Source organism: Bacillus sp. DWP3-1 (assembly GCF_049896565.1).
GTDB lineage: Bacteria > Bacillota > Bacilli > Bacillales > Bacillaceae > Bacillus.
Window position 1 is genome coordinate 37,716 of record NZ_JAFCUN010000004.1, and the last position, 22,717, is coordinate 60,432.

Here is a 22,717-nt window from a genome sequence, read left to right on the forward strand (position 1 = left end):
GGAAAAATAAAACCTTACAGCCGATTTGTTAGCGGATTGACATGTTTTTTATCTGTTTGTCCTCATTTTGTCTTCTCATAGTCATCTTATGACAAACTCAATCGTGGAATAATTGTTCCATCGCCTCGTCGATATTGGTAATGGGCTGGCGGCAGCTGTAGTTTTCACAAATATACACAGTGGTTCTGCCATCGATTGTTTTGTAATCTTTTGTAAAGGGTGCGAGCTGCGCTAATTCCTGCCCTGTTTCGGCAGTCAATATGATATCAAATGGCATGAAGCGTTTCCGAAGCGCCTGTAAAAGTCGTTCTTTTTGAGGATCACCGTTTTTCCCGAGAATGATGATCTCTCTTTTTGTTGCATATTGACTCAAGAGTCCTTGCAGAAAAGCTGTGTGCCCGCTTGGATAGGAGGAGACATCGACATAAAAGGCTTGGAACATCTGCTCTAATGTGTCCAGCCAATCCTGACGTCCGGTCAGTCTGCTTAGCGTGAGAAGGTGCTTGAGTGCGGTGCTGTTACCAGAAGGCATGGCGCCGTCGTACACTTCTTTTTCTCGAACGATGAGCGCTTCCGCATCTGATCCTGAGAAGAAAAAGCCCCCTTTTTCCTTGTCCCAAAACAGCTCAAACATGTTCTCGGCAATGGCTGTCGCTTTTTCCAACCATTCTAATTCAAAGGTCGCTTCGTATAAAGACATATACGCTTTTAGCATATGCGAATAATCCTCGATAAAGCCAAGATGCTTTACGTCTCCTTCTCTATATCGGACCATGAGCCGCTCATGTTGGACGAGGTGTGTTTCTAGAAAAGATATCGCCTGTTTCGCCATGCGGATGGCTTCCTCTGCACCGAATACCCTTCCTGCTTTGGCGAGCGCAGAGATCATCAGCGCATTCCAAGATGTGAGCACCTTGTCATCGACAAGCGGTGCGGGTCGCTGCTGTCTGACAGATTGTAAAATGTGCCGGGCTTCTTGCAGCTTAGACTGAAGCGTATGGTCATCAATCGAAAAAGAGGCTTTGATGTCATCAAAAGAGGTGGAAATGGTATGAGGGATGTTCGCCCCTTCAAAGTTCCCCTCTTCTGTGATGTGATAGACAGCGCAGAATAAAGCGCCAAGGTCCTCGCCTAAATGAGCCATGATTTCGTCTTTTGACCAAACGTAATATTGCCCTTCTTTCCCCTCAGAATCTGCATCTATCGCTGAATAAAAGGAGCCGCCCGGATTCATCATATCTCGTTTAATAAAGTGGATCAGGTGTTGGACAAGCTTTTCATACTCAGGCTGTTGAGTAAGCTGATATGCTTCTGTGTAAGCTTCCATCAGCAAGGCGTTATCATACAGCATTTTTTCAAAATGAGGCACAAGCCATTTTTCATCCGTCGAATAACGAGAAAAGCCTGAACCAATATGGTCATAAATACCGCCATTTGCCATACCGTCTAACGTTTTCGTGACCGCATATAACGCATTTTCTTGCCCTGTCCATTCGTAATAGCGCATAAGGAACGTGAGCATATGAGGTGCAGGAAATTTTGGTGCGGAGCCGAATCCGCCATACAGCGTATCAAAGCTGCTCATGAGCTGATAATAGGCTTTGTGGATCGCCTCTTGAGACAAGGTATTTTCTGTCTGTCCTGCTGCTTTGATCCGCAAATTATTTGTCGCCTTCTCTGCTAATGAATCGATATGATCGCGGTCGTTGTGGTACGCATCCAGCAGTTGCGTCAGTGCTTCAATGAAGCCAGGACGTCCGTAAGCACTTCTCTTTGGAAAATAAGTCCCCGCATAAAAAGGCTTTTGATCAGGCGTGACAAATACGTTCAACGGCCAGCCGCCTTGCCCCGTCATCATCTGACAAACAGACATATACATAGAATCGATGTCTGGACGCTCCTCACGATCGACTTTAATCGAAATGAAATGTTCGTTTAGGATGTCAGCGACTTGCTGGTCTTCGAAGCTTTCGTGTGCCATGACGTGGCACCAATGACATGTGCGTGTAGCTACCCGAGCTAGCTATACCCAATAGATACGAGAACAGGTTTGTTTTCGCGTTTCGCTTTTTCAAATGCTTCTTCTCCCCAAGGGAACCAATTAACGGGGTTGTGAGCATGTTGAAGTAAATATGGAGACTTCTCAGCGATTAATCTATTGGGCTTATTGTTAGTGGGCATGGGATCACCTTCTTTCGATACAGTTTCTTATCAGTATGGTCTTTCCAATATCTAATATACCAAATATCAAAAAAGAAGAGGTCTTTTAGGGTTAGCCTCTTCTTTTCTTTTTATAAGGTGATTCCAGACCTCAATTGGATAAAAGGCGACGTTCAACAATAGGCATAAAAAAGTGAAGGATCATGCCTCCTAAACACACAGTTAAAATGGTTCCGATACCGACAGGGCCTTTACATATATAAGCCAACAATAAGAAAAAAGCATACAATACTGTTCTTGAAAATAGGATGGTTCTTTTTGAAATATCTCGAATAATGAGTGTTAAATGGTCGATAGGAGTTGATGCAAATTTTGTTTGAAGATAGATGGCTGTTCCAAGACCAATGAATACCAAACCAACTCCGAAACACGTCAGTTTGCTAAACCACATGCTTGTGTAGATGACATGTTTTATGAGGAACAACCACAGATCAATGCCTATTCCAGTCACGAATGCTGTTATCAAACCTAAAAAAACAGGTTTTTTTCTTGTTAATATAGAGTTACAGATTAAGGTGATGACAGAAATAAGGACCTCCCAGCTTCCTACGGTAAGACCGAATTCTTTGGAAAGGCCAACCAAAAGGGCATCGAATGGGGAAGTACCTAGTCCTGATTGTATTGTTAAAGAAATGCCTAAACTTAATACGAGTATACCTAGTCCGTAATAAACATACTTCTTTTTATTAGACATGATTTGTATTTCAAGATATTTCTTTTGTCATCAAGACGTGTGGAATTCCGTCTTCCATAAATTCATCTGAAGCAGTTTGATAGCCCAGTTTTTTATAAAAGCCTTCTGCATGTGTTTGCCCATGCAGCTTAATCTTAGTAATGCCTTTTTCTTGCATGATTTTTTCCAGCTCTCCAATGATGATTTTGCCCAAACCGTACTTACGATAAGGTTTTAGGATACAAATTCTTTCCAGTTTACCTGTATGATCAACGATGCGCACACGGCCTGTGCCGACAGGCTGATTCTCATGATATACCAAGACATGCTGGCATTGTTCATTGAGTGTATCGAATTGATCGAACTCATCGGATTCAGGTACTTGCTGTTCTTCAATGAATACCGATTTTCTAATATCTTGAGCAACATGTAAATCATTTTCAGTTGTTATTCTTTTTATATTCATTATTTATCAATCCTTTTCTGATATTAGTCTGGACTGTACAGCATGCGTGTGGTCTTATAAAAGTAAGGTTAAATTATTTTTGTTGTAATTGCAACGAAAATAGATGTAATTACAACAAAAAATATGTGAGGAGTTTTGGGTATGAACGACATTTTACGAGAGATCGGCATGATATCCAGAGGTTTAGATTCCATAAGCAATATTGAATTTAAAGATTTGGACTTAACGAGAGGGCAGTATCTCTATCTTGTACGTATATACGAAAACCCCGGTGTTATTCAAGATAAATTGGCTGAAATGATAAAAGTTGACCGAACAACGGCTGCACGGGCAATTAAGAAATTGGAAATACAAGGATTGATTGAAAAACAGCCGGACAGACAGAATAAAAAAATAAAAAAGCTGTTCACGACTGAGAAAGGGAAAAAAGTTTATCCTTTTTTAAAAAAAGAAGAAGAACATTCTATGAAAGTGGCCTGGTCTGATTTTTCACCTGAGGAAAAGGAAACCATTTTTAAACTTCTTCACAGAGTCAGGAAAAATGTAGAACGGGATTGGGAAAATGTGAAGAAGGGAAACAAAAGGGACTACTAAAGTACAAATTTCAACTTTAAAAGTTTTAGAGCACATTATGTGGTATAGTCCCTTCAATAAAAATATGTGTAATGGCATCAATGGCTAGTTTAACAGCCTATAAATAAAGGGAGTCCCATAAACAGGGACTCCCTTTATTTGTAAATTGTAGAAGCATCCTTAGAATTAATGCCTCATATGAATCTTTTTGTATGAGAATGGTGTCATATTCATAGCTTGTTGAAATTTACTTATGAAATAACTGGTACTGTTAAATCCAACTTGATAAGACACTTCTGTCACAGTGGTTTCCGGGTGTTGCAGTAATAGTAAGCTTTTTTGGATTCTATAATCCAGTACATAACGTAACGGCGTCTTATTCAGCATTCGTTTAAAATAACGGCAGCACTCAGAACGGCTTAATTGGCCAGCTTTTGCAATGTCTTCTAATGTCATTTTCTCAGCATAATGGAGATGTATCCAGTTTAACATTTGTTTCATTCGATGACTTTTTATCATTTCAGATTGATCGTACTTTAATTGAAAACCATTAATGACTAAGTTTTTCCATATTAAAGTTAATTGCATGGTTATGTCAATTTCATAGAGCGATGTCTTTTGTTGAACCAATTGATTTATTTTTTTTACAGCTTGTAGAATGTTATTTGCCCAATGTTGATTTCCACCCAAAAATAAATGGGATAAATTAGTTGAAAGAATATAGGGCTGAACATAGCTTGAATACAGCTCTTGAGCTAAAACGAAATGGGGTGAAACATTTAAACAAATGTAAGTACAACCCGAGTGATCCTTTTCCTCTGCCATGTGCAAGCAGCCACTATTAATAAATAATCCATCACCTTCTTGAACCTCTATTTTTTCTTCATTTATTTGAAAGACAGCTATTCCTTTTAGTATCAAAACAAATTGAATTTCGTCATGCCAATGAAGCGGTATATAGCCATTTATATTTTGATTGATCCTTGTCTCGTAACATGCAACTGGTAATGCAACCGTTCGGTGTTCTGTTAATTCCTTTAAGTTTTGATCAACCATAAAATTTTTTACTTGCACCCTTTCCACCTCAATATATTTATATTTTTTTGTTCGATTTAAGTATTTTTTATGAGATTTTGAATTTATGATAACACTATTATTATATTTATTAGCGAGGGATCTTGCATGAATAATTCAAATAGAAGAATGGGATTGTTCTATGTTATAACAGGGGCGACATGTTGGGGAATTGGGGGTACAGTAGCCAAAAAACTTTTTCAAGGTGATCAAATTGATGTCAATTGGCTTGTAACGATACGCTTACTTACGGCTGGCATTTTACTCTTGATGCTTCAATTGTTCAGAAAGAATCGGATTCAGATTATCGAGATTTGGAAAAATAAAGCCACAGCTTGTCAGCTTCTTATTTTTGGCTTATTCGGAATGCTAGCTGTGCAGTACACATATATGGCATCCATTCAACATGGGAATGCAGCGGTTGCTACGTTATTACAATATTTATCCCCAGTAATCGTTATTATCTACTCGCTTTTGCGAAAACGAACGGTTCTTACCAAACAAGATATCATAACAGTATCACTTGCTCTGGCGGGGTGCTTTTTTCTACTAACAAATGGTTCACTTTCTCAACTTTCAGTACCGGTAGCTGCGGTCGTATGGGGAGTTTTATCAGGATTCGCGGCAGCTTTCTATACTTTATATGCCGTTGGCTTATTAAATAAATTTAATTCTCTTGTTGTTGTAGGCTGGGCTATGATTATTGGCAGTTTTGCATTAAGTTTTATTCATCCGCCATGGCAAATGGATTTTAAAAGTTTAACTGCTGAGGTGTATGTATATATTATATTTGTAATAGTGTTTGGCACAATGATTGCGTTCTGGTTCTTCATAAAAAGTCTGCAAAGCCTCTCACCTAAAGAAACAAGCTTGTTAGGAAGCTTAGAGCCTCTATCTGCAGTTGTCACAACTGTTGTTTGGTTAAAGGAACCATTTGGGTATTTTCAGTGGATTGGTGCTGTATGTATTATAGGAAACACTCTGATATTGGCTTTGCATAAAGGGCCTTCTAAGCGGAGTGAGAAATCTAATTTGAAGATTGGGGAATCTTGCAAACACTAAAAGTTAAAAGGAAAAAAGAACCTGTAGAATTAACTATTTTGCCGCCCTTAAAAGGGCTTTTTTTTGTAAAACTTTAAGGTCACTTTAGCAGACATGGCACCAGTGACAAGTTGAATAGCCGATGCTGACCAGAACCGGCTTGTTTTCACGTTTTGCTTTTTCGAAGGCTTCTTCTCCCCAAGGGTACCAGTCTACGGGGTTGTGGGCGTGTTGAAGTAAGTATGGTGATTTTTCATTGATTAATCTATTGGGTTTACTTTTGTTTGGCATGGGATCACCTTCTTTCTGAATTTAACTAAAGATAACATACCACATTTTCTTTATTTAACTCTCCTTTTCAAATACCGCCTAAAATCATGAATAAAAAGCGTTATAAAACCAATATAAATATCGTGATTAAAATATGAAAAGGAGACTCAAGATGGAACTTATTCTTCATTATGGGTTTATTGCTGGTTCGCTGGCATGGGAGTATTTTTAACTAGAGAAAACGAAGATATGTGTATTACAACCAGGCCCTTTTCAAAAGTTTTACACCCTGTGTTATTTCATCAAAGTCGAGATGAGCGAAACCTAACTTTATGATTGGTCTATTAGGATTTCTATTAACGAAATAAATGTTAGTAGGATATACTTTTACTCCATATTTTAAAGCACGTTGGATTAATCTTTCTTCTGAATAGTTCAGATGAACTTTCACTAATATATATAATCCAGACTGCTCACCAATAATCGTTAAATGATCTCCGAACTGCTTCTTTAAATTTGAAGTAAAGTGCTGCATTTTGCTTCTATAAGTGGTGCGCATGCGTTTAATATGGCGGGCCCATTCACCTTCTTTCATAAATTCGGCCATGGTTAGTTGGTTAAGCAAAGAAGCAGTGCTTTCGAAATGAAGAAAACGGTTTTTGTATCGATGTAATATAGGCTGGGGCAAAACCATATAGCTTAGGCGAATGCCTGGAAGAAAGGATTTTGAGAAATTTCCTAAATAGATGACTCTTTCTGAATGAATGGAGGCAAGGGCAGGAAATGGCTGCTGCGTATAACGGAATTCACTATCATAATCATCTTCAAGAATATATCCCTCTTTTTTATTAATCCAATTGATAAGTGTTTGACGTTGCTGAATGGGCATGCTTACTCCGTAAGGGCTATGATGAGAAGGTGTCACATAAATTAGTTTTTCTTTCATTGAATGTAACTTCGAAAAATCAGCCCCACTTTCAAAGACAGGTAATGTTTCTAGAGAAAACCCATGAAATTGAAATGTTTCTCTAGCACCGTCAAAACCAGGATCCTCAACTATGATCCCGGAAAATTCATCTTTCAGAATATGACCAAGATAAACCAACATTTGTTGGGTGCTGCTGCCAATGATAATGGAATTTGCATCAGTTTTCACCCCGCGGGATTCTAACAGATAAGCAGCTACTTGTTCACGTAGCTGTATTTCTCCGAATGCTTCACCGTATAGGTAGCTTTTCTCTAATGTCAAAACTTGATTGTACAATTTTCTCCATGTTTTCAGAGGGAAGAGCTTTTGATCTACGGCACCTGCACGAAAATCAATCAGAACCCGTTCTAATGACATTTCTGTTTGCTTACTCCGAAAAGAGTTATTTTTTCTTTGGAACAAAAGGGTTTCTACTTTATTGACAAAATATCCTTTTCTTTTTTCGCCCCGAATGTACCCCTCCGCTAATAGTAGATCATACGCCATTAGCGTTGTATTGCGGCTTACCTGCAGGGAATTTGCTAATTCACGAATAGATGGTAATTGTTCATTTGCTTGGATATTTCCTTGCTCGATTAATATTTTGAATTGTTCATAAATTTGTTTGTATTTAGGAGTATTACTTTTAAAAGCAAAAATAATGTTTTTCATCGTCTTCTCCCCTGACATGTATATTTATTTGGAATTGTACCTTTTTAAATGTCAGTTAGTATCATATTATACTCTAAAAGCGCTTTATCAATCCATTTTGAGAGAGGAGAGTTTTTATGTATATCCCTGCCTCATTTCAGCTTAGTGAAGACGAAGCTTGCGATGTTATAAAAGAGTATGGTTTTGCAACATTGTTTTCAATGCACGATGGTATGCCATATGCAACCCATTTGCCCTTGATGATGAGCAACGATAAAAATTACTTATACGGTCATTTTGCTCTACCGAATCCTCAGTGGGAAGATATTGAAAGCCAATTCGTTTTAGCAGTTTTTCAAGGGCCTCATTGTTATATTTCGCCCAAGTGGTATGAGACAAATCAGGCTGTACCTACATGGAATTACGTATCTGCTCATGTTTACGGGAAAGTTGAACTTTTGGATGAGGAAGAAACAATAAATTCAATGAGTGATCTGGTATTGAAATACGAAAGCCCTGACAGTCCATACAAATTAGGGGATGTCGATTCTAAATTGTTAGCGGGCATGAACAAAGGGGTAAAAGGTTTTAAAATCAAAATCAACAAAATAGAGGGGAAAGCGAAGCTAAGTCAAAATCATTCGATATTACGGCAAGAATTAGTCGTTAACCAACTCAGTCTAATACCACATACACACGAACAAATAATCTCTAGTTTAATGAAAGAAAATATAAACAAAAAAATGCAATAAGTTTATAAGTTGGAGGTTGCTTTATAATGAAAAATTTTAACGTTGCTATTCCTACTCCTTTTTATGAAGATGAGAGTTTATTTTTAGAAGGCTTTGACCCTATTGTTGAATATTTACAAAACAACGGAATCGATTCCTTGCTTATATGCGGCACTACTGGTGAACAACATTCACTCAGCATTAATGAACGTATACAAATCATTGAACATTTCAATCAGCAAAAATTTGAGGATATTGAACTGATGTTTGGTGTGTCATCTATAAGAACAAGTGATGCTAGAAAGCTTATTGAAAAAATCGAAAAAACCAATATAGATGTTATATTACTTGGCTTTCCACCTTATATAAAACCAACACAACAGCAAGCTATTTATTATGTTGATGAACTGCTTAGCCATACGTCTAAAGAGGTTGTACTTTATAATAATCCTGCTCGAACTGGCTTTGATTTGAGCGAGAAAGCACTTAAAGACTTGGTTAGCCGGCATCCTAATATTATTGGACTGAAAGAAGGAGGGGACGTTCATCGTCATCAACAAACAAATCTTCCTAAAGACTTTATTATGTTTGCAGCAGGAGATGTAAACTTCCTAGAGTTAATCAATAATGGATGTAACGGTTTGTCGAGTATGGTAGGGAATGTTTATCCTCGAGAAGTCAAAGAAGCTTTCAATAACTTGTTAGAGAATAAACCGGTTAATCTAAATAAATTAAACGACCTAATAAATGAGGTTACAAATAATCAACCTATTGTCAATATAAAGACCCACTATAACAAGATCGGTATAAAAGTAGGGAATTGTCGGTCACCAATCATATCACTTTAAAGAAGGTTTGACATTAAACTAGTTGCTACCCAGTGAGTAACTAGTTTTTTATATCAAGCTAGTCTGCCTTTTACTGACTTGTTGAAATTAAAGAAAGTACATATGGATATTTCCAAATGATGTCAACACGAGTAGCAAAGATGTCAACACCGAAAACCATAAATGTCAGCACTCAAAACCATCCAAGTCAACACCGATATTTTGGCAAAGCAAAAACAGCTTTTCTCAATCTTTTTACATATAAAGACTATTTCCTGATTTGTTCCTAATAGAGATCAAATCAGGTTTTTATTTTCTCTTGGTCTTTTTGGTGTCCAAAAATTAGCAAGCTAGGAACAGCCAAATGATTTTCTAATCCTTATAATAGAGGCAGAGGTGGTAGTATGCAGTACAAGCAAATTATTGATCAAAGTATCACTTATATTAAAGACCACATTAACGAGCAGCTTACCGCTGAAAAAATAGCAAATCATGTTGGATACTCTACCTTTCATTTTTGTAGAATTTTTTCTCTGGTAAAAGGGGTTCCGGTCATGGAGTATGTGAGAAAATACCGCCTATCGACAGCAAGAATTGAACTTTCTGATAACCAGAAAATCTTAGATGTTGCCTTGCAGTATGGCTTTGAATCGGCAAGCGGATTTTCAAAATCATTTAGGCAAGAATTTGGATATACCCCGACATCATATAAAATTAGAATGGCGGATAGTGATAATACTCTCGTAAAAAATATACGAGATGTCCTAGATCCACCGAAATTCGTTGATAAAGAGCCCTTTAGGGTAGCAGGTTATGGCTTACACGCAAATATTGCAGATAATTATAGCCATCAAATAGCTGCTTACTGGGATTCAAGTAACGAATCCAATTTAGAGGAAAAGCTTTATGAACAATTAAAACCACCCAAACATGGTGAAGTTGGGCTGTGGCTTCCTTATCAGAATGAAGGTAATGCAATCTATTTATTTGGGGTTATTGTCGATGACTTTAGTCTGGCAACCTCAGATATGATCGTTGCAGAAATACCAAGTGCAACGTACGCTGTCTTCACTACTCCACCTATCAACAATCTATCAACCGCCACAACATACGACAAAGATCCTTTATCAATAGCTGTTAAGGAAACCTGGCGGTACATTTTTTCGGAGTGGTTTGATCAAAGTTCATATGAATTGGATGAAGATCGCCTTGCTTATGAATATTATGATGAACGCTGTCATGCCTCCGAAAATTCTATTATGGAAATCTATATACCGATTAAGAAATCATAGAAAGAAGTTGAAAATATGTTTACAGAATATGGTGAATTAAGCACCATGCTATACCAGTTGACCAAACCAGCCGGATACTCTATTGATGGTGATTTGGAATACTATTATGAACATTTGAAAAGTACTAAAGGTAAAATCTTAGAAGCAGGCGTCGGCACTGGTAGAATGATGATTCCTTTTCTGCAAAAGGGACTTGATGTAGAAGGTGTTGACGTATCTGAAGATATGTTAAAACAATGTAGAGCTAACATGGAGGCCGCAAAAGTGAAGGGAACTCTCTACCAAGGAGATCTTACTGACCTTCATCTACCTGAAAAATACGAGGCGATTATCATGCCTACCGGGAGTTTCTGTCTATTACCCCGGAATCAAGTTAAGGATATTCTGCGTTCTTTTTACCAACATCTTGAAGTAGGCGGTAAAATTATTATTGATTTGGAATTGCCAACTGGATTCATACCAGACAAAGTTTCAACAGGTCAATTTTCAATCGACAATGAAACTGGCATTCTATTTACGTCAACAACCCAAGGAATAGATTGGCTTCAACAGAAAACCAGCTTTATTCACCGATACGATTTGCTCAAAATTGGTAAGATTCAAGAAACAGAAATATCAAATTTTGTTCTCTATTGGTATGGAATCCAGGAGTTTCAGCTTTTACTGGAACATGAAGGATATTCTTCGATTGAGTATAAACTTGGGTATGAGAGAGATACGTCTTCTTCCCTCATCACCTTTTTTGCAAGTAAAGAATAATTAGGTTATTTCTTTTTAAGAAAGCTTCGCCAAAAACTACAAATTCATTTCTCTCTTACCTGTCACTCTGTTTATCATTTTTGGATTTTTTTACAGGTACTAACTTAGAAAAGATATTTAGTGTTCCGAGGAGGAGTCGAATGATTCAATACCAAAAGATCCTACAAATGTACTTCAACGGTGACTCTCAACGAACCATCGCAGCCGCCACCGGTCATTCATGGCGGACGGTAAAAGATGTGATTTACCGAGCAGAAAATAAAAATATCATTGAGCTGAAGCCGGAGATGGATAATCTCTGGCTATTTGGCTTCCTATACCCCGAAAGGCAGACATTTGAGCGGGGTTATTACCCTGTTAATTGGGAGTATATCCATAAAGAGCTGATGAAAAAGAACGTGACGCTCCAACTTCTTCATCGTGAATACAAAGAGAAAGCTCGAAACTCAAAGAAATATCCTTATTCCTATACCAGCTTTACAAGGGGTTATCGTCTATTTGTGATAACGCAAATACATTTGTATAATTCACATTTATGTAAATTAGTGAATAAAAAAAGCATATCCTTTAAGATATGCTGTAATTAAACACGTATGTAACTCATGGCTAATCCATTTTCATTTTTTTGAATTACTTTAAACCCGTTGTTTTCATAAAAAGATGATAACTGTTCATTTTCTTCATATTCAACAGATACTATTCTAATTGCAACTAATTTATTAATTAGCTTACAATTTTGAAACAAGAATTTTGGAACTTTCCAAGATTCATTAGGAAAGCACCTAATATACAAACTTTTTGTTTGATGTCTTTACAGAAATTATAAATCAAAATAGTCGCATCCTCAAGTGTTTTGTTGCAGATATCATTATTATCCTCCCCAATTATTAGTTATTTTATGCAGTTTCAAGCATATTAAATGACAAAAAATATGCTTCATTTATAGGTGGCAACAATATGACAAAAAAAGAGCATATCTAGTTAGAAGTTTGTTCTTTTTCTCTGTGCATCTTATAAAATCCATATCATATATTATTAAATTGAGGGGTTCGAATCTTTGTAACACTCGAGGCATTTGCAAGCTAATCAAACATTACTAGTTGATCTTTTGATTTTGCGTTATTCTGTTTTTATATCAGAGTAGCTAAACAAACAGGACACCAGTGACAAGTGGCGTAGCCGATGCTGACAAGCACTGGTTTATTTTCACGCTTGGCTTTGTCGAAGGCTTCTTGCCCCCACGGGTACCAGTGAACTGGGTTGTGGGCGTGCTGAAGGAGGTACGGTGATTTTTCGTTGATGAGTTGGTTGGGTGTTTGGTTGTTTGGCATAGGTCACCTGCTTTTACATCATTAGTTTAATTTCATCTTAAATTTCTTAAGGAGTAGAGACTAAGTCATTATTTGAGTGTATCATTTTGTTAAAATATAGGTTTTTCTTTATATTTGGAAACTGAATAAACACCCTACAATTTTAAAATTCGAAGGAGTTCTAATGTCTAAAAAAATAATGAGACGGTTATCACTACTATGCTTTGTAATAGGTGTTCTACTATGGAGCCCTAATTTGATATTTGGATATGGAAGCGGATTATGGTTATTGAATTATCTATTAGGTCCAGTTGGTATTATATTAAGTATTTATAGTAGAAATTATCTTTATACGTTTTTAAACTTACTCACCACATTTAGTTTCTTTATCTTCATGTTTCTTGGGTATCACTGATTTACAACGTGACGTCAATTCACCTATCTAATACTAAATAATAAGAATGGAGAGATAAAATGGACTATGTTTATCAGAAAAAGGAAAAGAAAAACGGTAATTGTGTCATATCCGTTCGAGATAGATGGGAGAATTCAATTATTGAATTTGAAAAAAAGCTACATCACATTGATATAGTGGTTAATTACCGTAATGATAAAACAACGAAGTATTCAATGCCAATAGAGATTTTTGAAAAAGTTTACGATGATCTACACAGAGATAATTGAGGCCTAAACTTTTCAACGCCTCATTGATGTTCCATTTCAATTCTCCTCTACTTCTTCACCATCACATATTGTAAGTGTTCTAATTCAAACATATCAATCAGTTCATCGATCTCTTTAAAATCGATATGTTTCCCAAATCGTTTTTTGCTTAGGTCAATTTCTACATCTAATTGATCGTCTTTTTCTTTCGTTTCCAGGCCGTCTACACAAGAGTAGATTTCAATGGTTTCTCCTTTGGACAGCTCTGTTTCAATGAAAAGGAAAAGAGGACGGAGAGAATGAATGATGCCTAAATCATAAACAAAAGGATGCGTGAATTTGTCTCTTACGGCTTCATAGACCGGATCTACATAAGCAATGTGAATGCCAGCAAAGTCCTCTTCTGTTTCGTATACTTCTATCAAGGGCTCTTCTTTTTGATAGGTTTTGGGCTTTTTTCGTTTTCTATCAACCGTTTTGATATTGAGTTCAGAGAGTGGTTTATAGGTAGGCTTTTGACCAAAGGTACCAAGCGGCAGCTCTTTATTAGCACCAATATAGTGATGTAAAGTCATATGTGTGTCCTCTTTTCGCCAACTAATTTCTCGTGCATTGATTAACTTCTTTTTATCAATAAATGGTGGAATGTGCAATTCTTTTCACATATGATCTATCCTTTCTCTATAAAAAGGAGGGCAAGTCGTTTGACTAAATACCTCTTAGGGTATACTATCTGTTCATAGAAAGAATAGAAAGGAGTGCTGGTACATGGAATATAATCAGCAGATGAAGAACCGTCTTCGCCGGATTGAAGGGCAGATTAAAGGGGTTCTTGCGATGATGGAGCAGGGAAAGGATTGCCGCGAGGTGGTGACGCAGCTGTCAGCATCACGTAATGCCATTGATCGGGCAATGGGTGTGATTGTGAGTACAAATCTTGAGCAATGTGTTCGTGAAAGTCTTGAACAAGGCAAGGATACGGAAGGTCTTGTGAAAGAGGCAGTTGAGCTATTGGTGAAAAGCCGGTAAGAAATTCCTCAGCCTTTGGTGGTTGACGGATTTTTTTACTTGATGTAATATACCCTTACCGGTATATGTATATTTTTTATTTTCTATATACCCCCATAGGTAATTGTTGAAGGAGGAGCAGAATGGAAGAACAGAAAAAACGCACGACGATTGTGTTATTTAGTGGAGATTATGATAAAGCGATGGCAGCTTACATTATTGCTAATGGTGCAGCAGCCTATGATCATGAGGTGACCATTTTCCATACGTTTTGGGGGCTGAACGCCTTGCGTAAGGATGAGATGGTACCGATGAAAAAAGGATTTTTAGAAAAAATGTTTGGCAAGATGATGCCGCGCGGGGCTGATCGCATGGGGCTTTCCAAGATGAATTTTGCGGGAATGGGGCCGAAAATGATCAAGCATGTGATCAAAAAGCACAATGCTATGACCTTGCCGCAGCTCATTGAGATGGCGAAGGAGCAGGATATCAATCTCGTGGCATGTACAATGACGATGGATCTTTTAGGATTACAGGAGAAAGAATTATTAGATGACATTCAATATGCTGGTGTAGCGGCATATTTAGCAGAGGCTGAAATCGGACGTGTGAATTTATTTATCTAGTGAGGTGAAGCAGGATGGTGCAGACGATTTTACTCATCATCGTAATTGGATTACTCGTGAGCCGCTTTTTGCCGGTACGAGGTGTAAAGCAAATGGATGCAGCTCATATGAAAAAGAAGCTGAAAAGCAAAGGTCAACAGCTCATTGATGTGCGATCTCCTAGTGAATTTCAAACAAATCATATCAAAGGCTTTCAAAACATCCCGTTGTCTCATTTGAAGAAACGAGCTTCTCAGCTTGAGAAAAATGAAGAGGTCTATGTGATATGTCAAAGCGGAATGAGAAGTATGCAGGCGGCGAAAATATTGAAGAAGCAGGGATTTACTCAGATTACAAACATCAAGGGTGGCATGAATGCTTGGCATTAAATGCGCAATAAAATATACCCCCACCCCTATATAAAGGAGGATAAGACATGCAGCAACCAACTGTCATTTTAGATGCAAAAGGACTGGCATGCCCGATGCCGATTGTGAAAACAAAAAAACAAATGAATGAGCTTTTACCAGGAGACGTACTGGAAGTGCAAGCCACTGATAAAGGATCAGCAGCGGATCTAGCGGCATGGTCAAAAAGTGCAGGCCACGAATTTTTAGAAACAAAAGTAGAGGGCCAGGTGCTTCATCATTTGATTCGTAAGGGCGGAGAACAAGAGAAAGAAGGGAAGTCCATGATTTCGGAAATGTCTTTGGAGACTTTTCAACAGAAAGTAAAAGAAGATCCATCTTTGTTTATTTTAGATGTGCGAGAGCTGGATGAATACGAGGCGGGGCATATTCCAGGAGCTGTTCATATTCCTCTTGGTGAGGTTGAACAACGTGCGGAGGAATTGAGCCGGGAGACGGACATTTATCTGATCTGTCACTCAGGCAGAAGAAGTGAATTAGCTGCGCAAAAGTTAAAAGAAAAAGGATTTCATCAATTGGTGAACATCGTGCCAGGCATGAATAGCTGGACAGGAGCGATTGAAAAATAGGAGCTGAATGGAACATGACGGTAAAAGCGATGAACGCAGAGCAGTTAACAAAAAAGATCGTGAACAAAGAACCGCTCTTTTTGCTAGATGTGCGAAATCAAGCGGATGTTCAGGATTGGAAGATCGAAGGGGAAGCAATCGTTCATATGAATGTGCCTTATTTTGATCTCCTTGAAGGAGTAGAGGGCATTTTATCTCACATTCCTTATGACCGTGAATTGTTGGTGGTTTGTGCCAAGGAAGGCTCCTCTATCATGGTGGCGGAGATGCTGTCAGAGGCGGGCAGAACGGTCCATTATTTAGAAGGCGGTATGAAGGCGTGGAGCGAGCATCTAGAGCCAGTGAAGATCGGGGATTTAACCGGCGGTGGAGAGCTGTATCAATTTGTGCGTATGGGCAAGGGATGCCTGTCTTATATGATCATGTCGAATGGAGAAGCCGCAATTGTAGATGCAGCTAGAATGACGGATGTCTATATCCATTTTGCTAAAAAGCATCATGTCTCTATCACGCAAGTGTTGGATACTCATCTTCATGCGGATCATATTTCTGGCGGGAAAAAACTGGCTGAACAGACTGGTGCCAGCTACTGGCTGCCGCCAAAAGATGCAGAAGAGGTGATCTTTGAATATCACCGTCTTGAAGAAGGGCAGCGGATGACGATTGGAGCGGCTTCCATTGATATTCACCCCCTTTACTCGCCGGGGCATACGATTGGTTCAACATCTTTTATCGTGGATCATCAATATCTTCTTTCAGGTGATATTTTGTTCGTTGATTCGATTGGAAGACCTGATCTCGCTGGAATGGCGGAGGACTGGGTAGGTGATTTGAGAGAAACACTTTATGACCGATATAGAGCACTTTCGAAAGAATTCATTGTATTGCCAGCGCATTTCATGATCATGGATGAAGTCAATGAAGACGGAAGCGTTTGGAAGGAGCTAGGCGTTCTATTTGAAGAAAATCATGGACTGAATATTGAAGATGAAGACGTATTTAGACAAATGGTCACGAAGAATCTGCCTGCACAGCCAAACGCCTATCAAGACATTCGTCAAGCCAATATGGGGAAGCTGAGCCCAGACGATGAAGCGCAGCGTGAAATGGAAATTGGTCCAAACCGTTGTGCGATTCGGTAATGTCCAATAAAATAAGAAGAGAGGAACAATCAAATGACATCAGATCAAATTTTAGACGTAACAGGGCTTGCATGCCCAATGCCGATTATTCGGACGAAGAAAAAAATGAATGACTTGACGGAAGGGCAAGTTTTAGAAATACATGCAACAGATAAAGGGGCTAAAGCTGACTTGGCAGCATGGGCGAAGTCAAGCGGACATGAATTGATCACGCAGACGGATGAAGGACATGTGCTGAAATTCTGGGTGAGAAAAGGGTCCTAAAGGATATTAGGGGTATCTGCTGAAGATCCCCTTTTCCTTTTGCAAAGGAGGAGACCAGCGTGGATTTTGCGTTTTTGATTACACTTTTTATCATCGGATGTATTGGTTCCTTCTTATCAGGAATGGTGGGAATCGGGGGATCTGTGATCAACTACCCCATGCTGCTTTATATCCCGCCACTGGTCGGTGTGATGGCACTATCAGCACACGAGGTATCAGGGATTGGCGCCATTCAAGTGCTTTTTTCGACGCTGGGTGGGGTATTGGCCTACCGAAAAAGCGGGTATTTACATCGGTCGTTGATTTTATATATGGGGAGCAGTATATTGGCGGGCAGCTTATTAGGCAGTTATGTATCTCACTTTATGCCAGAGAGTGGGATGAATCTCGTCTATGGATTGCTCGCGGTAGTGGCTGTGATCCTCATGCTGATTCCAAAAAAGGGACAGCGTGCAGACTCAGAGGGAGAAGTCACTTTTCATAAAGGGCTTGCGGCAGGTATTGCCTTTGTGATTGGCAGTGTTTCCGGGGTGCTAGGCGCGGGTGGAGCATTTATATTGGTACCGGTGATGCTGTCTATTTTAAAAATTCCTGTCCGGATGACGATTGCGTCCTCACTTGCGATTACGTTTCTATCTGCGATCGGTGCATCGACTGGAAAGGTATTGACGGGTCAAGTCATGCTTCTTCCTGCGGTTGTGCTGATGCTGGCAAGTTTAATAGCCGCTCCGATTGGTGCTACGGTCGGTCAGAAAATCAATGCCGTCTACTTACAATGGGCACTAGCTGTGATGATTACGGCGACAGCGGTCAAAATTTGGCTTGATTTATTATAAAGAAAAGACCAACAAAGCAAACGTGTTGGCCTTTTTTATTTGACGTCATCGTGCTCGATATATGTTTCAAGGGCTGGGTGAAACTCTTTTTGATAATGAAGGTTGGGGCACGTTTTCACGACTTTGCCTTGCAGGGCATTGGACTTAGAGACTTCTAATGCTGTTTTACATTTAGGGCAGCGTTCGGCAAACAGTGAGGGCCAGCGCTTCATATATCACCACTCCAGTTAAAGTCTTAAAAACCGATTATATTAATATGAATTATAGGGGATCGTGCAGGTGAGGTCAATGGGTGTTTGGGTCTTTTTAACAAAAAAAAGCATCGTAAAGGATGCTTCTCTTTCGTTTCGATTCTCAATAAGCTTTCGCCCAGAAGACCATATCAGATGCAGGCTTTCCGCAGCAGACACATGTGTCTGAAACGGATTCCTGTTCAAATGGGATACAGCGTGAGGTCGCCCCTGTTCTCTCTTTGATGTCGTTTTCGCAATCTTCATCACCGCACCACATTGCTTTGATCAATCTGTTTTCTTCTGAAAGAATGTGCTCAATGTCTTCGATGGTGTGAGCTTTTGATGTTTTTTCATGTAATCGTACTTTCGCCTTTTCGTACATCGTCCGTTGAATGTCTTCAAGCGTGGATGTAATAGTTAGTTCAAGTGTATCTAAGGTGACAGCTTGCTTTTCACCAGTGTCTCGTCTTGCGAGCATCACTTGTCCTTTTTCGATGTCCTTTGGTCCTACTTCGACACGTAGAGGGATGCCCTGCATTTCACATTCGTTGAACTTCCAGCCTGGCTGTTTATCACTTGCATCGATGTCAGTACGTGCGATGCGGGTGAGTCGATCTTTCAACTCGTAGGCATGATCGAGCACACCTTCTTTATGAGAGGCGATTGGCACGATTCGCACTTGGGTTGGCGCAATGTTTGGCGGAAGGACCAGTCCTCTGTCATCACCGTGCACCATGATCATGGCACCGATGATTCTTGTCGTAAAGCCCCAAGAGGTTTGCTGGACATGCTCTAGTTTTCCTTCGCGGTTTAAGAATTCGATGCCAAATGCTTTGGCAAATCCGTTTCCGAAGAAGTGAGAAGTGGCCGTTTGCAGGGCTTTTCCGTCATGCATCAGACTTTCGACTGTATAGGTGAAGCGGGCGCCAGCGAATTTTTCTTTCTCTGTTTTCCTGCCTTTAATGACAGGGATCGCTAGAAGCTCTTCACAAATAGACGCATAGATATGGAGCATTCTTTCTGTTTCTTCAATCGCTTCTTGTTCAGTCTCGTGACAAGTGTGCCCTTCCTGCCAGAGGAATTCAAGGGTTCTAAGGAATGGACGTGTTGTCTTTTCCCAGCGGACGACATTGGCCCATTGGTTATATAGCTTCGGTAAATCACGATAGGAGTGAATGATGTTTTTATAATGCTCGGCGAACAGCACTTCAGAGGTTGGTCTGACGCAGAGTCTTTCTTGTAATTCCGAATCACCGCCATGTGTCACCCACGCCACTTCAGGAGCAAAGCCTTCGATATGATCCTTTTCTTGCTGGAGCAGACTTTCTGGGATAAAGAGCGGCATATACACATTCTCATGCCCTGTTTCTTTGATTTGGCGGTCAAGTTCGTCGCGAATATTCTCCCAAATTTTGAAGCCGTATGGCTGAATGATCATACTGCCTCTGACGCTTGAATAATCGACGAGGCGTGCCTTTGTGACAACATCTGTATACCACTGGGCAAAATCGTCTTCCATGCTTGTGATTTTTTCAACAAATTGTTTCTTTGACATTGCATGTTCCTCCTTTGTAAAAACAAAAAAGCTGTGCTTTAAGTTAGGGACCATTCCTGGTGGTACCACCCTAATTTAAAGCACAGCTTTACACTCGATCATGATAACGGTATGAACCGCTGTATGAAACAGAACTAAATCGGCAGGTTCACTTGAAGATGTCAGTAGGAACTTCTCAGCACCGTTCCCTCTCTGTTAAAGGTCAATTCAAGCTACTATTCCAGATCTACGTTGATCAATGTTCGTTGATTTTTCATCAGTTTACCTGTAAATGCAGGAGAAAGCAAGTTGTACTGGGGTTTTTTTTCATGCTGTTCTGAGTGCTTTGTTTGATCGTGAATTTGCAGCCATTTCCTATTTTTACAGCTTGCCAGTTATGTAAGGCTATGCTAATATATTTGAAGAAAAAAATAGACTTGTATAACCTCAATAATATGGTTTGAGGGTTTCTACCAGGATCCGATAAATCCTGATTACAAAAGCGCGCTTTCCTTTTTTGTAATCAGGGTTTTTTTGTTTGTCTGCACCCTGTATCAAAAGTGAAAGCGATGATATAGAGAAGGGATGTTAGACATGAACTGGAGAGTATATTTATTAGCCGTTTCTACTTTTGCGGTTGGATTGGTTGAGCTTGTGGTTGGGGGCATTTTGCCAAGCCTTGCAGAGGATTTGAATGTATCTCTTGCAACAGCTGGGCAGCTCATCACCGTATTTGCCATTGTGTATGCCATTTCAGCACCCGTGCTGCTGACCGCCACAGCCAAAATCGAACGAAAGCGTCTTTATTTAATCGCGTTATTGGTGTTTACATTAGGAAATGTGTTCACATATTTTAGTTCGACCTTTGCCCTTGTCATGATCTCTAGGGTATTGATCGCGATGAGTACAGCGCTTGTGGTGGTGTTGTCACTGACGATCACTGCTAAATTGGTGGAACCAGCGCAACGTGCGAAGGCATTAGGGCTGATTTTTATTGGGATTAGTTCTTCACTTGTTCTCGGTGTACCGATCGGTATTTTTATTACAGAGAGCTTTGGCTGGAGAGTGATGTTTTTAGGAATCAGTATTTTATCAGCGATATCGATGGTGCTGATCTATTTCCTATTGGAGAAAATGCCTGTTGAAAAAGTCACACCCCTTAGAGAGCAAATTCGTTCTTTAGGGCATCCGAAAATTTTTAGTGCACACTTGATCAGTTTGTTTATGCTGGCAGGTCATTATATGCTTTATTCTTATTTCACTCCATTTTTAATGGAGGTTCTGCATATGACCCCGTTCTGGATTAGTATTTGTTATTTGGTCTTCGGGCTTGCATCTATTGGCGGGAATGGGTTTGGCGGCTGGCTTAGTGACAAGCTGGGTTCAGGGAAAGCCATTTTGCTGGTGACAATAGCGTTTGCGGTTGTGATGTTTATCATTCCTTATACAGCGGGTGTGTTTGTCCTCTTTATGGTCATGGTTGTCCTATGGGGAGCGCTTAGCTGGGCATTAACGCCTGCCTTGCAGAGCTATTTGATTCAAACAGATCCTGTTACGTCTGATATTCAGCAAAGCTTAAATACATCGGCCTTGCAAATTGGTATCTCAATTGGATCAGCGGTTGGCGGTGTCCTGTTTACGATGACCGGTTCATCTGTTGATCTGGCGAAATTCGGTGCAGTTTTTGTGCTGATTGCCTTTAGCTGTGCGGTGATTTCGTTGAAGAGACCGCCACTTTATATGGATCGTCAGCATCGTGCTGAATAGCTGCCTCATGATAGGCAGCTTTTTTTCTGTTCTATATTATTACAACATCACACGAAAAGAGCCTTTCTTTCCATGAATTATAGCAAATAAAAGAAAGAGGAGCTGTGACATGATGGGTCAACTAGTAGAAAAGTACATACACCATTTTCAGGTGTAATGGCCTGTTCTTTTTCTCACACTGACATTTCTTTTGACTCCTCTTTTAATTATTAGTACCATTTTATTAACCAGTTAAGAGTGGAGGTTCAGATGGAGACAAAAGAGCAGATTGTATTAAAAGCGATTCAAGATTTGATTATGCATAGAGAAAAGAGACGGAATGATCCAACAGATCCACTGATTACCACGACTGATACACTCAAACAAGATTGGACACTCACACAGCTTCACATATTATCAATGATTCAAGCCAATCCAAACGAATCAAATAATACATTTCTTTCTCAACAACTGAAGCTATCAAAGCCCGCTATTACAAAGGCTGTGAAAAAACTAATTGATAAAGGCATGGTGGACTATTGCCACCGGCAAGGGGATAAGAAGTCCGTCTACTATTCATTGACAGAGAAAGGCACGCAATTGGCAGCGCTGCATGATGAACTACATGAAAAAGCCGTCGCGTCCTACTTAGAATTTCTCCAGCAGTTTCATGAAGATGAATTACAAGTGATTGAGCGCTTTTTGAAGGCTTGGAAAGAAAAGATATAGATTAAAAAAACCGAAACCATTGTAGAAAATGAGATGATTTCGGTTTTTTATATGGTAAAATTAACATATATTGACGTTATTCGTGATCATGCTCAAAAGGAGGGAG

Annotated in this window: 27 protein-coding genes, 1 pseudogene and 1 riboswitch; of the genes and pseudogenes, 17 read left to right on the forward strand and 11 right to left on the reverse strand. The window is 39.4% G+C overall.

Annotation, left to right across the window (positions count from 1 at the left end):
- Nucleotides 1–97: 97 nt before the first annotated feature.
- From ACP7A0_RS10190 to ACP7A0_RS10205, 4 genes are all read right to left on the reverse strand, one after another.
- On the reverse strand, nucleotides 98–1,981 hold the full coding sequence (locus ACP7A0_RS10190; RefSeq protein WP_426005019.1) for a thioredoxin domain-containing protein: 1,884 nt from the start codon (nucleotides 1,979–1,981) through the stop codon (nucleotides 98–100).
- Between the two features lie 38 nt (nucleotides 1,982–2,019).
- Entirely contained in the window at nucleotides 2,020–2,181 is a 162-nt protein-coding gene (locus ACP7A0_RS10195) for a DUF255 domain-containing protein (protein ID WP_077199439.1), read from the reverse strand.
- A 130-nt stretch (nucleotides 2,182–2,311) separates the two neighbouring features.
- Nucleotides 2,312–2,914 carry a YczE/YyaS/YitT family protein gene (locus ACP7A0_RS10200; RefSeq protein ID WP_106039392.1) on the reverse strand — a complete coding sequence of 201 codons (603 nt, stop codon included), beginning with the start codon at nucleotides 2,912–2,914 and terminating at the stop codon, nucleotides 2,312–2,314.
- Nucleotides 2,915–2,924: 10 nt separating this feature from the next.
- A complete protein-coding gene (locus tag ACP7A0_RS10205; RefSeq protein WP_106039391.1) occupies nucleotides 2,925–3,359 on the reverse strand; it encodes a GNAT family N-acetyltransferase in 435 nt (144 codons plus the stop codon).
- Between the two features lie 141 nt (nucleotides 3,360–3,500).
- On the opposite strand from ACP7A0_RS10205, the gene ACP7A0_RS10210 reads away from it, so the two are divergent.
- Complete coding sequence (locus tag ACP7A0_RS10210) at nucleotides 3,501–3,953, forward strand: MarR family winged helix-turn-helix transcriptional regulator (RefSeq protein WP_106039390.1); 453 nt, start codon at nucleotides 3,501–3,503, stop codon at nucleotides 3,951–3,953.
- A 165-nt stretch (nucleotides 3,954–4,118) separates the two neighbouring features.
- Here ACP7A0_RS10210 and ACP7A0_RS10215 read toward each other — a convergent pair whose 3' ends face one another.
- Nucleotides 4,119–4,988 carry an AraC family transcriptional regulator gene (locus ACP7A0_RS10215; RefSeq protein WP_106039413.1) on the reverse strand — a complete coding sequence of 290 codons (870 nt, stop codon included), beginning with the start codon at nucleotides 4,986–4,988 and terminating at the stop codon, nucleotides 4,119–4,121.
- 126 nt (nucleotides 4,989–5,114) lie between these two features.
- Here ACP7A0_RS10215 and ACP7A0_RS10220 point away from each other — a divergent pair, with 126 nt between their 5' ends.
- The gene (locus ACP7A0_RS10220; protein ID WP_106039389.1) at nucleotides 5,115–6,068 is read left to right on the forward strand and encodes a DMT family transporter; all 954 of its coding nucleotides are present in this window, start codon (nucleotides 5,115–5,117) and stop codon (nucleotides 6,066–6,068) included.
- Nucleotides 6,069–6,158: 90 nt separating this feature from the next.
- On the opposite strand, the pseudogene ACP7A0_RS10225 reads toward ACP7A0_RS10220, so the two are convergent.
- Together ACP7A0_RS10225 and ACP7A0_RS10230 are read right to left on the reverse strand one after the other, a co-directional pair.
- Nucleotides 6,159–6,338 (reverse strand): annotated as a pseudogene (locus tag ACP7A0_RS10225) (DUF255 domain-containing protein); the annotation flags it as partial.
- Nucleotides 6,339–6,573: 235 nt separating this feature from the next.
- Nucleotides 6,574–7,956 (reverse strand): PLP-dependent aminotransferase family protein, encoded by a 1,383-nt coding sequence (locus tag ACP7A0_RS10230; protein ID WP_106061688.1) that lies wholly within the window; start codon nucleotides 7,954–7,956, stop codon nucleotides 6,574–6,576.
- 116 nt (nucleotides 7,957–8,072) lie between these two features.
- On the opposite strand from ACP7A0_RS10230, the gene ACP7A0_RS10235 reads away from it, so the two are divergent.
- The 5 genes from ACP7A0_RS10235 (at nucleotide 8,073) to ACP7A0_RS10255 (ending at nucleotide 12,131) form a co-directional block, all read left to right on the forward strand.
- Nucleotides 8,073–8,687 (forward strand): FMN-binding negative transcriptional regulator, encoded by a 615-nt coding sequence (locus tag ACP7A0_RS10235; protein ID WP_106039386.1) that lies wholly within the window; start codon nucleotides 8,073–8,075, stop codon nucleotides 8,685–8,687.
- Between the two features lie 26 nt (nucleotides 8,688–8,713).
- Nucleotides 8,714–9,514, forward strand: coding sequence for a dihydrodipicolinate synthase family protein (locus tag ACP7A0_RS10240; protein ID WP_106061689.1), 801 nt, complete (start codon nucleotides 8,714–8,716; stop codon nucleotides 9,512–9,514).
- Between the two features lie 383 nt (nucleotides 9,515–9,897).
- A complete protein-coding gene (locus ACP7A0_RS10245) occupies nucleotides 9,898–10,785 on the forward strand; it encodes an AraC family transcriptional regulator (protein WP_106039384.1) in 888 nt (295 codons plus the stop codon).
- A gap of 15 nt (nucleotides 10,786–10,800) precedes the next feature.
- Complete coding sequence (locus ACP7A0_RS10250) at nucleotides 10,801–11,544, forward strand: class I SAM-dependent methyltransferase (protein ID WP_106039383.1); 744 nt, start codon at nucleotides 10,801–10,803, stop codon at nucleotides 11,542–11,544.
- A gap of 140 nt (nucleotides 11,545–11,684) precedes the next feature.
- A complete protein-coding gene (locus tag ACP7A0_RS10255; protein WP_189313031.1) occupies nucleotides 11,685–12,131 on the forward strand; it encodes a transposase in 447 nt (148 codons plus the stop codon).
- A gap of 543 nt (nucleotides 12,132–12,674) precedes the next feature.
- Here ACP7A0_RS10255 and ACP7A0_RS10260 read toward each other — a convergent pair.
- Nucleotides 12,675–12,875 carry a DUF255 domain-containing protein gene (locus ACP7A0_RS10260; RefSeq protein ID WP_106039382.1) on the reverse strand — a complete coding sequence of 67 codons (201 nt, stop codon included), beginning with the start codon at nucleotides 12,873–12,875 and terminating at the stop codon, nucleotides 12,675–12,677.
- Nucleotides 12,876–13,328: 453 nt separating this feature from the next.
- Between ACP7A0_RS10260 and ACP7A0_RS10265 the strand changes: the two genes are divergently transcribed.
- The gene (locus tag ACP7A0_RS10265; RefSeq protein WP_106031881.1) at nucleotides 13,329–13,538 is read left to right on the forward strand and encodes a hypothetical protein; all 210 of its coding nucleotides are present in this window, start codon (nucleotides 13,329–13,331) and stop codon (nucleotides 13,536–13,538) included.
- A gap of 47 nt (nucleotides 13,539–13,585) precedes the next feature.
- Here ACP7A0_RS10265 and ACP7A0_RS10270 read toward each other — a convergent pair whose 3' ends face one another.
- Nucleotides 13,586–14,092 (reverse strand): hypothetical protein, encoded by a 507-nt coding sequence (locus ACP7A0_RS10270; RefSeq protein WP_426005026.1) that lies wholly within the window; start codon nucleotides 14,090–14,092, stop codon nucleotides 13,586–13,588.
- Between the two features lie 193 nt (nucleotides 14,093–14,285).
- Here ACP7A0_RS10270 and ACP7A0_RS10275 point away from each other — a divergent pair, with 193 nt between their 5' ends.
- The 7 genes from ACP7A0_RS10275 to ACP7A0_RS10305 all read left to right on the forward strand — a co-directional run bounded on the left by ACP7A0_RS10275 (nucleotide 14,286) and on the right by ACP7A0_RS10305 (nucleotide 18,369).
- Complete coding sequence (locus tag ACP7A0_RS10275) at nucleotides 14,286–14,546, forward strand: metal-sensitive transcriptional regulator (RefSeq protein ID WP_003217059.1); 261 nt, start codon at nucleotides 14,286–14,288, stop codon at nucleotides 14,544–14,546.
- 122 nt (nucleotides 14,547–14,668) lie between these two features.
- Nucleotides 14,669–15,151 (forward strand): DsrE/DsrF/DrsH-like family protein, encoded by a 483-nt coding sequence (locus tag ACP7A0_RS10280; RefSeq protein WP_003216959.1) that lies wholly within the window; start codon nucleotides 14,669–14,671, stop codon nucleotides 15,149–15,151.
- Between the two features lie 14 nt (nucleotides 15,152–15,165).
- Nucleotides 15,166–15,519 carry a rhodanese-like domain-containing protein gene (locus ACP7A0_RS10285; RefSeq protein ID WP_088003756.1) on the forward strand — a complete coding sequence of 118 codons (354 nt, stop codon included), beginning with the start codon at nucleotides 15,166–15,168 and terminating at the stop codon, nucleotides 15,517–15,519.
- Between the two features lie 47 nt (nucleotides 15,520–15,566).
- Nucleotides 15,567–16,127, forward strand: coding sequence for a sulfurtransferase TusA family protein (locus ACP7A0_RS10290; RefSeq protein WP_426005030.1), 561 nt, complete (start codon nucleotides 15,567–15,569; stop codon nucleotides 16,125–16,127).
- A 14-nt stretch (nucleotides 16,128–16,141) separates the two neighbouring features.
- Entirely contained in the window at nucleotides 16,142–17,269 is a 1,128-nt protein-coding gene (locus ACP7A0_RS10295) for an MBL fold metallo-hydrolase (protein WP_426005032.1), read from the forward strand.
- A 33-nt stretch (nucleotides 17,270–17,302) separates the two neighbouring features.
- Entirely contained in the window at nucleotides 17,303–17,533 is a 231-nt protein-coding gene (locus tag ACP7A0_RS10300) for a sulfurtransferase TusA family protein (protein WP_034664361.1), read from the forward strand.
- 59 nt (nucleotides 17,534–17,592) lie between these two features.
- Nucleotides 17,593–18,369: a sulfite exporter TauE/SafE family protein gene (locus tag ACP7A0_RS10305; protein ID WP_426005034.1), complete on the forward strand. Its 777-nt coding sequence runs from the start codon at nucleotides 17,593–17,595 to the stop codon at nucleotides 18,367–18,369.
- A 35-nt stretch (nucleotides 18,370–18,404) separates the two neighbouring features.
- Here the strand turns inward: ACP7A0_RS10305 and ACP7A0_RS10310 are convergent, their stop codons facing one another.
- Entirely contained in the window at nucleotides 18,405–18,581 is a 177-nt protein-coding gene (locus ACP7A0_RS10310; protein WP_003216908.1) for a hypothetical protein, read from the reverse strand.
- A gap of 142 nt (nucleotides 18,582–18,723) precedes the next feature.
- Entirely contained in the window at nucleotides 18,724–20,157 is a 1,434-nt protein-coding gene (gene proS, locus ACP7A0_RS10315; RefSeq protein ID WP_426005036.1) for a proline--tRNA ligase, read from the reverse strand.
- Nucleotides 20,158–20,553: 396 nt separating this feature from the next.
- Nucleotides 20,554–20,653: riboswitch (purine riboswitch) on the forward strand.
- 77 nt (nucleotides 20,654–20,730) lie between these two features.
- Between proS and ACP7A0_RS10320 the strand changes: the two genes are divergently transcribed.
- On the forward strand, nucleotides 20,731–21,903 hold the full coding sequence (locus ACP7A0_RS10320) for an MFS transporter (RefSeq protein WP_268496318.1): 1,173 nt from the start codon (nucleotides 20,731–20,733) through the stop codon (nucleotides 21,901–21,903).
- 249 nt (nucleotides 21,904–22,152) lie between these two features.
- Complete coding sequence (locus ACP7A0_RS10325; RefSeq protein WP_034664352.1) at nucleotides 22,153–22,611, forward strand: MarR family transcriptional regulator; 459 nt, start codon at nucleotides 22,153–22,155, stop codon at nucleotides 22,609–22,611.
- Nucleotides 22,612–22,717: the final 106 nt, after the last annotated feature.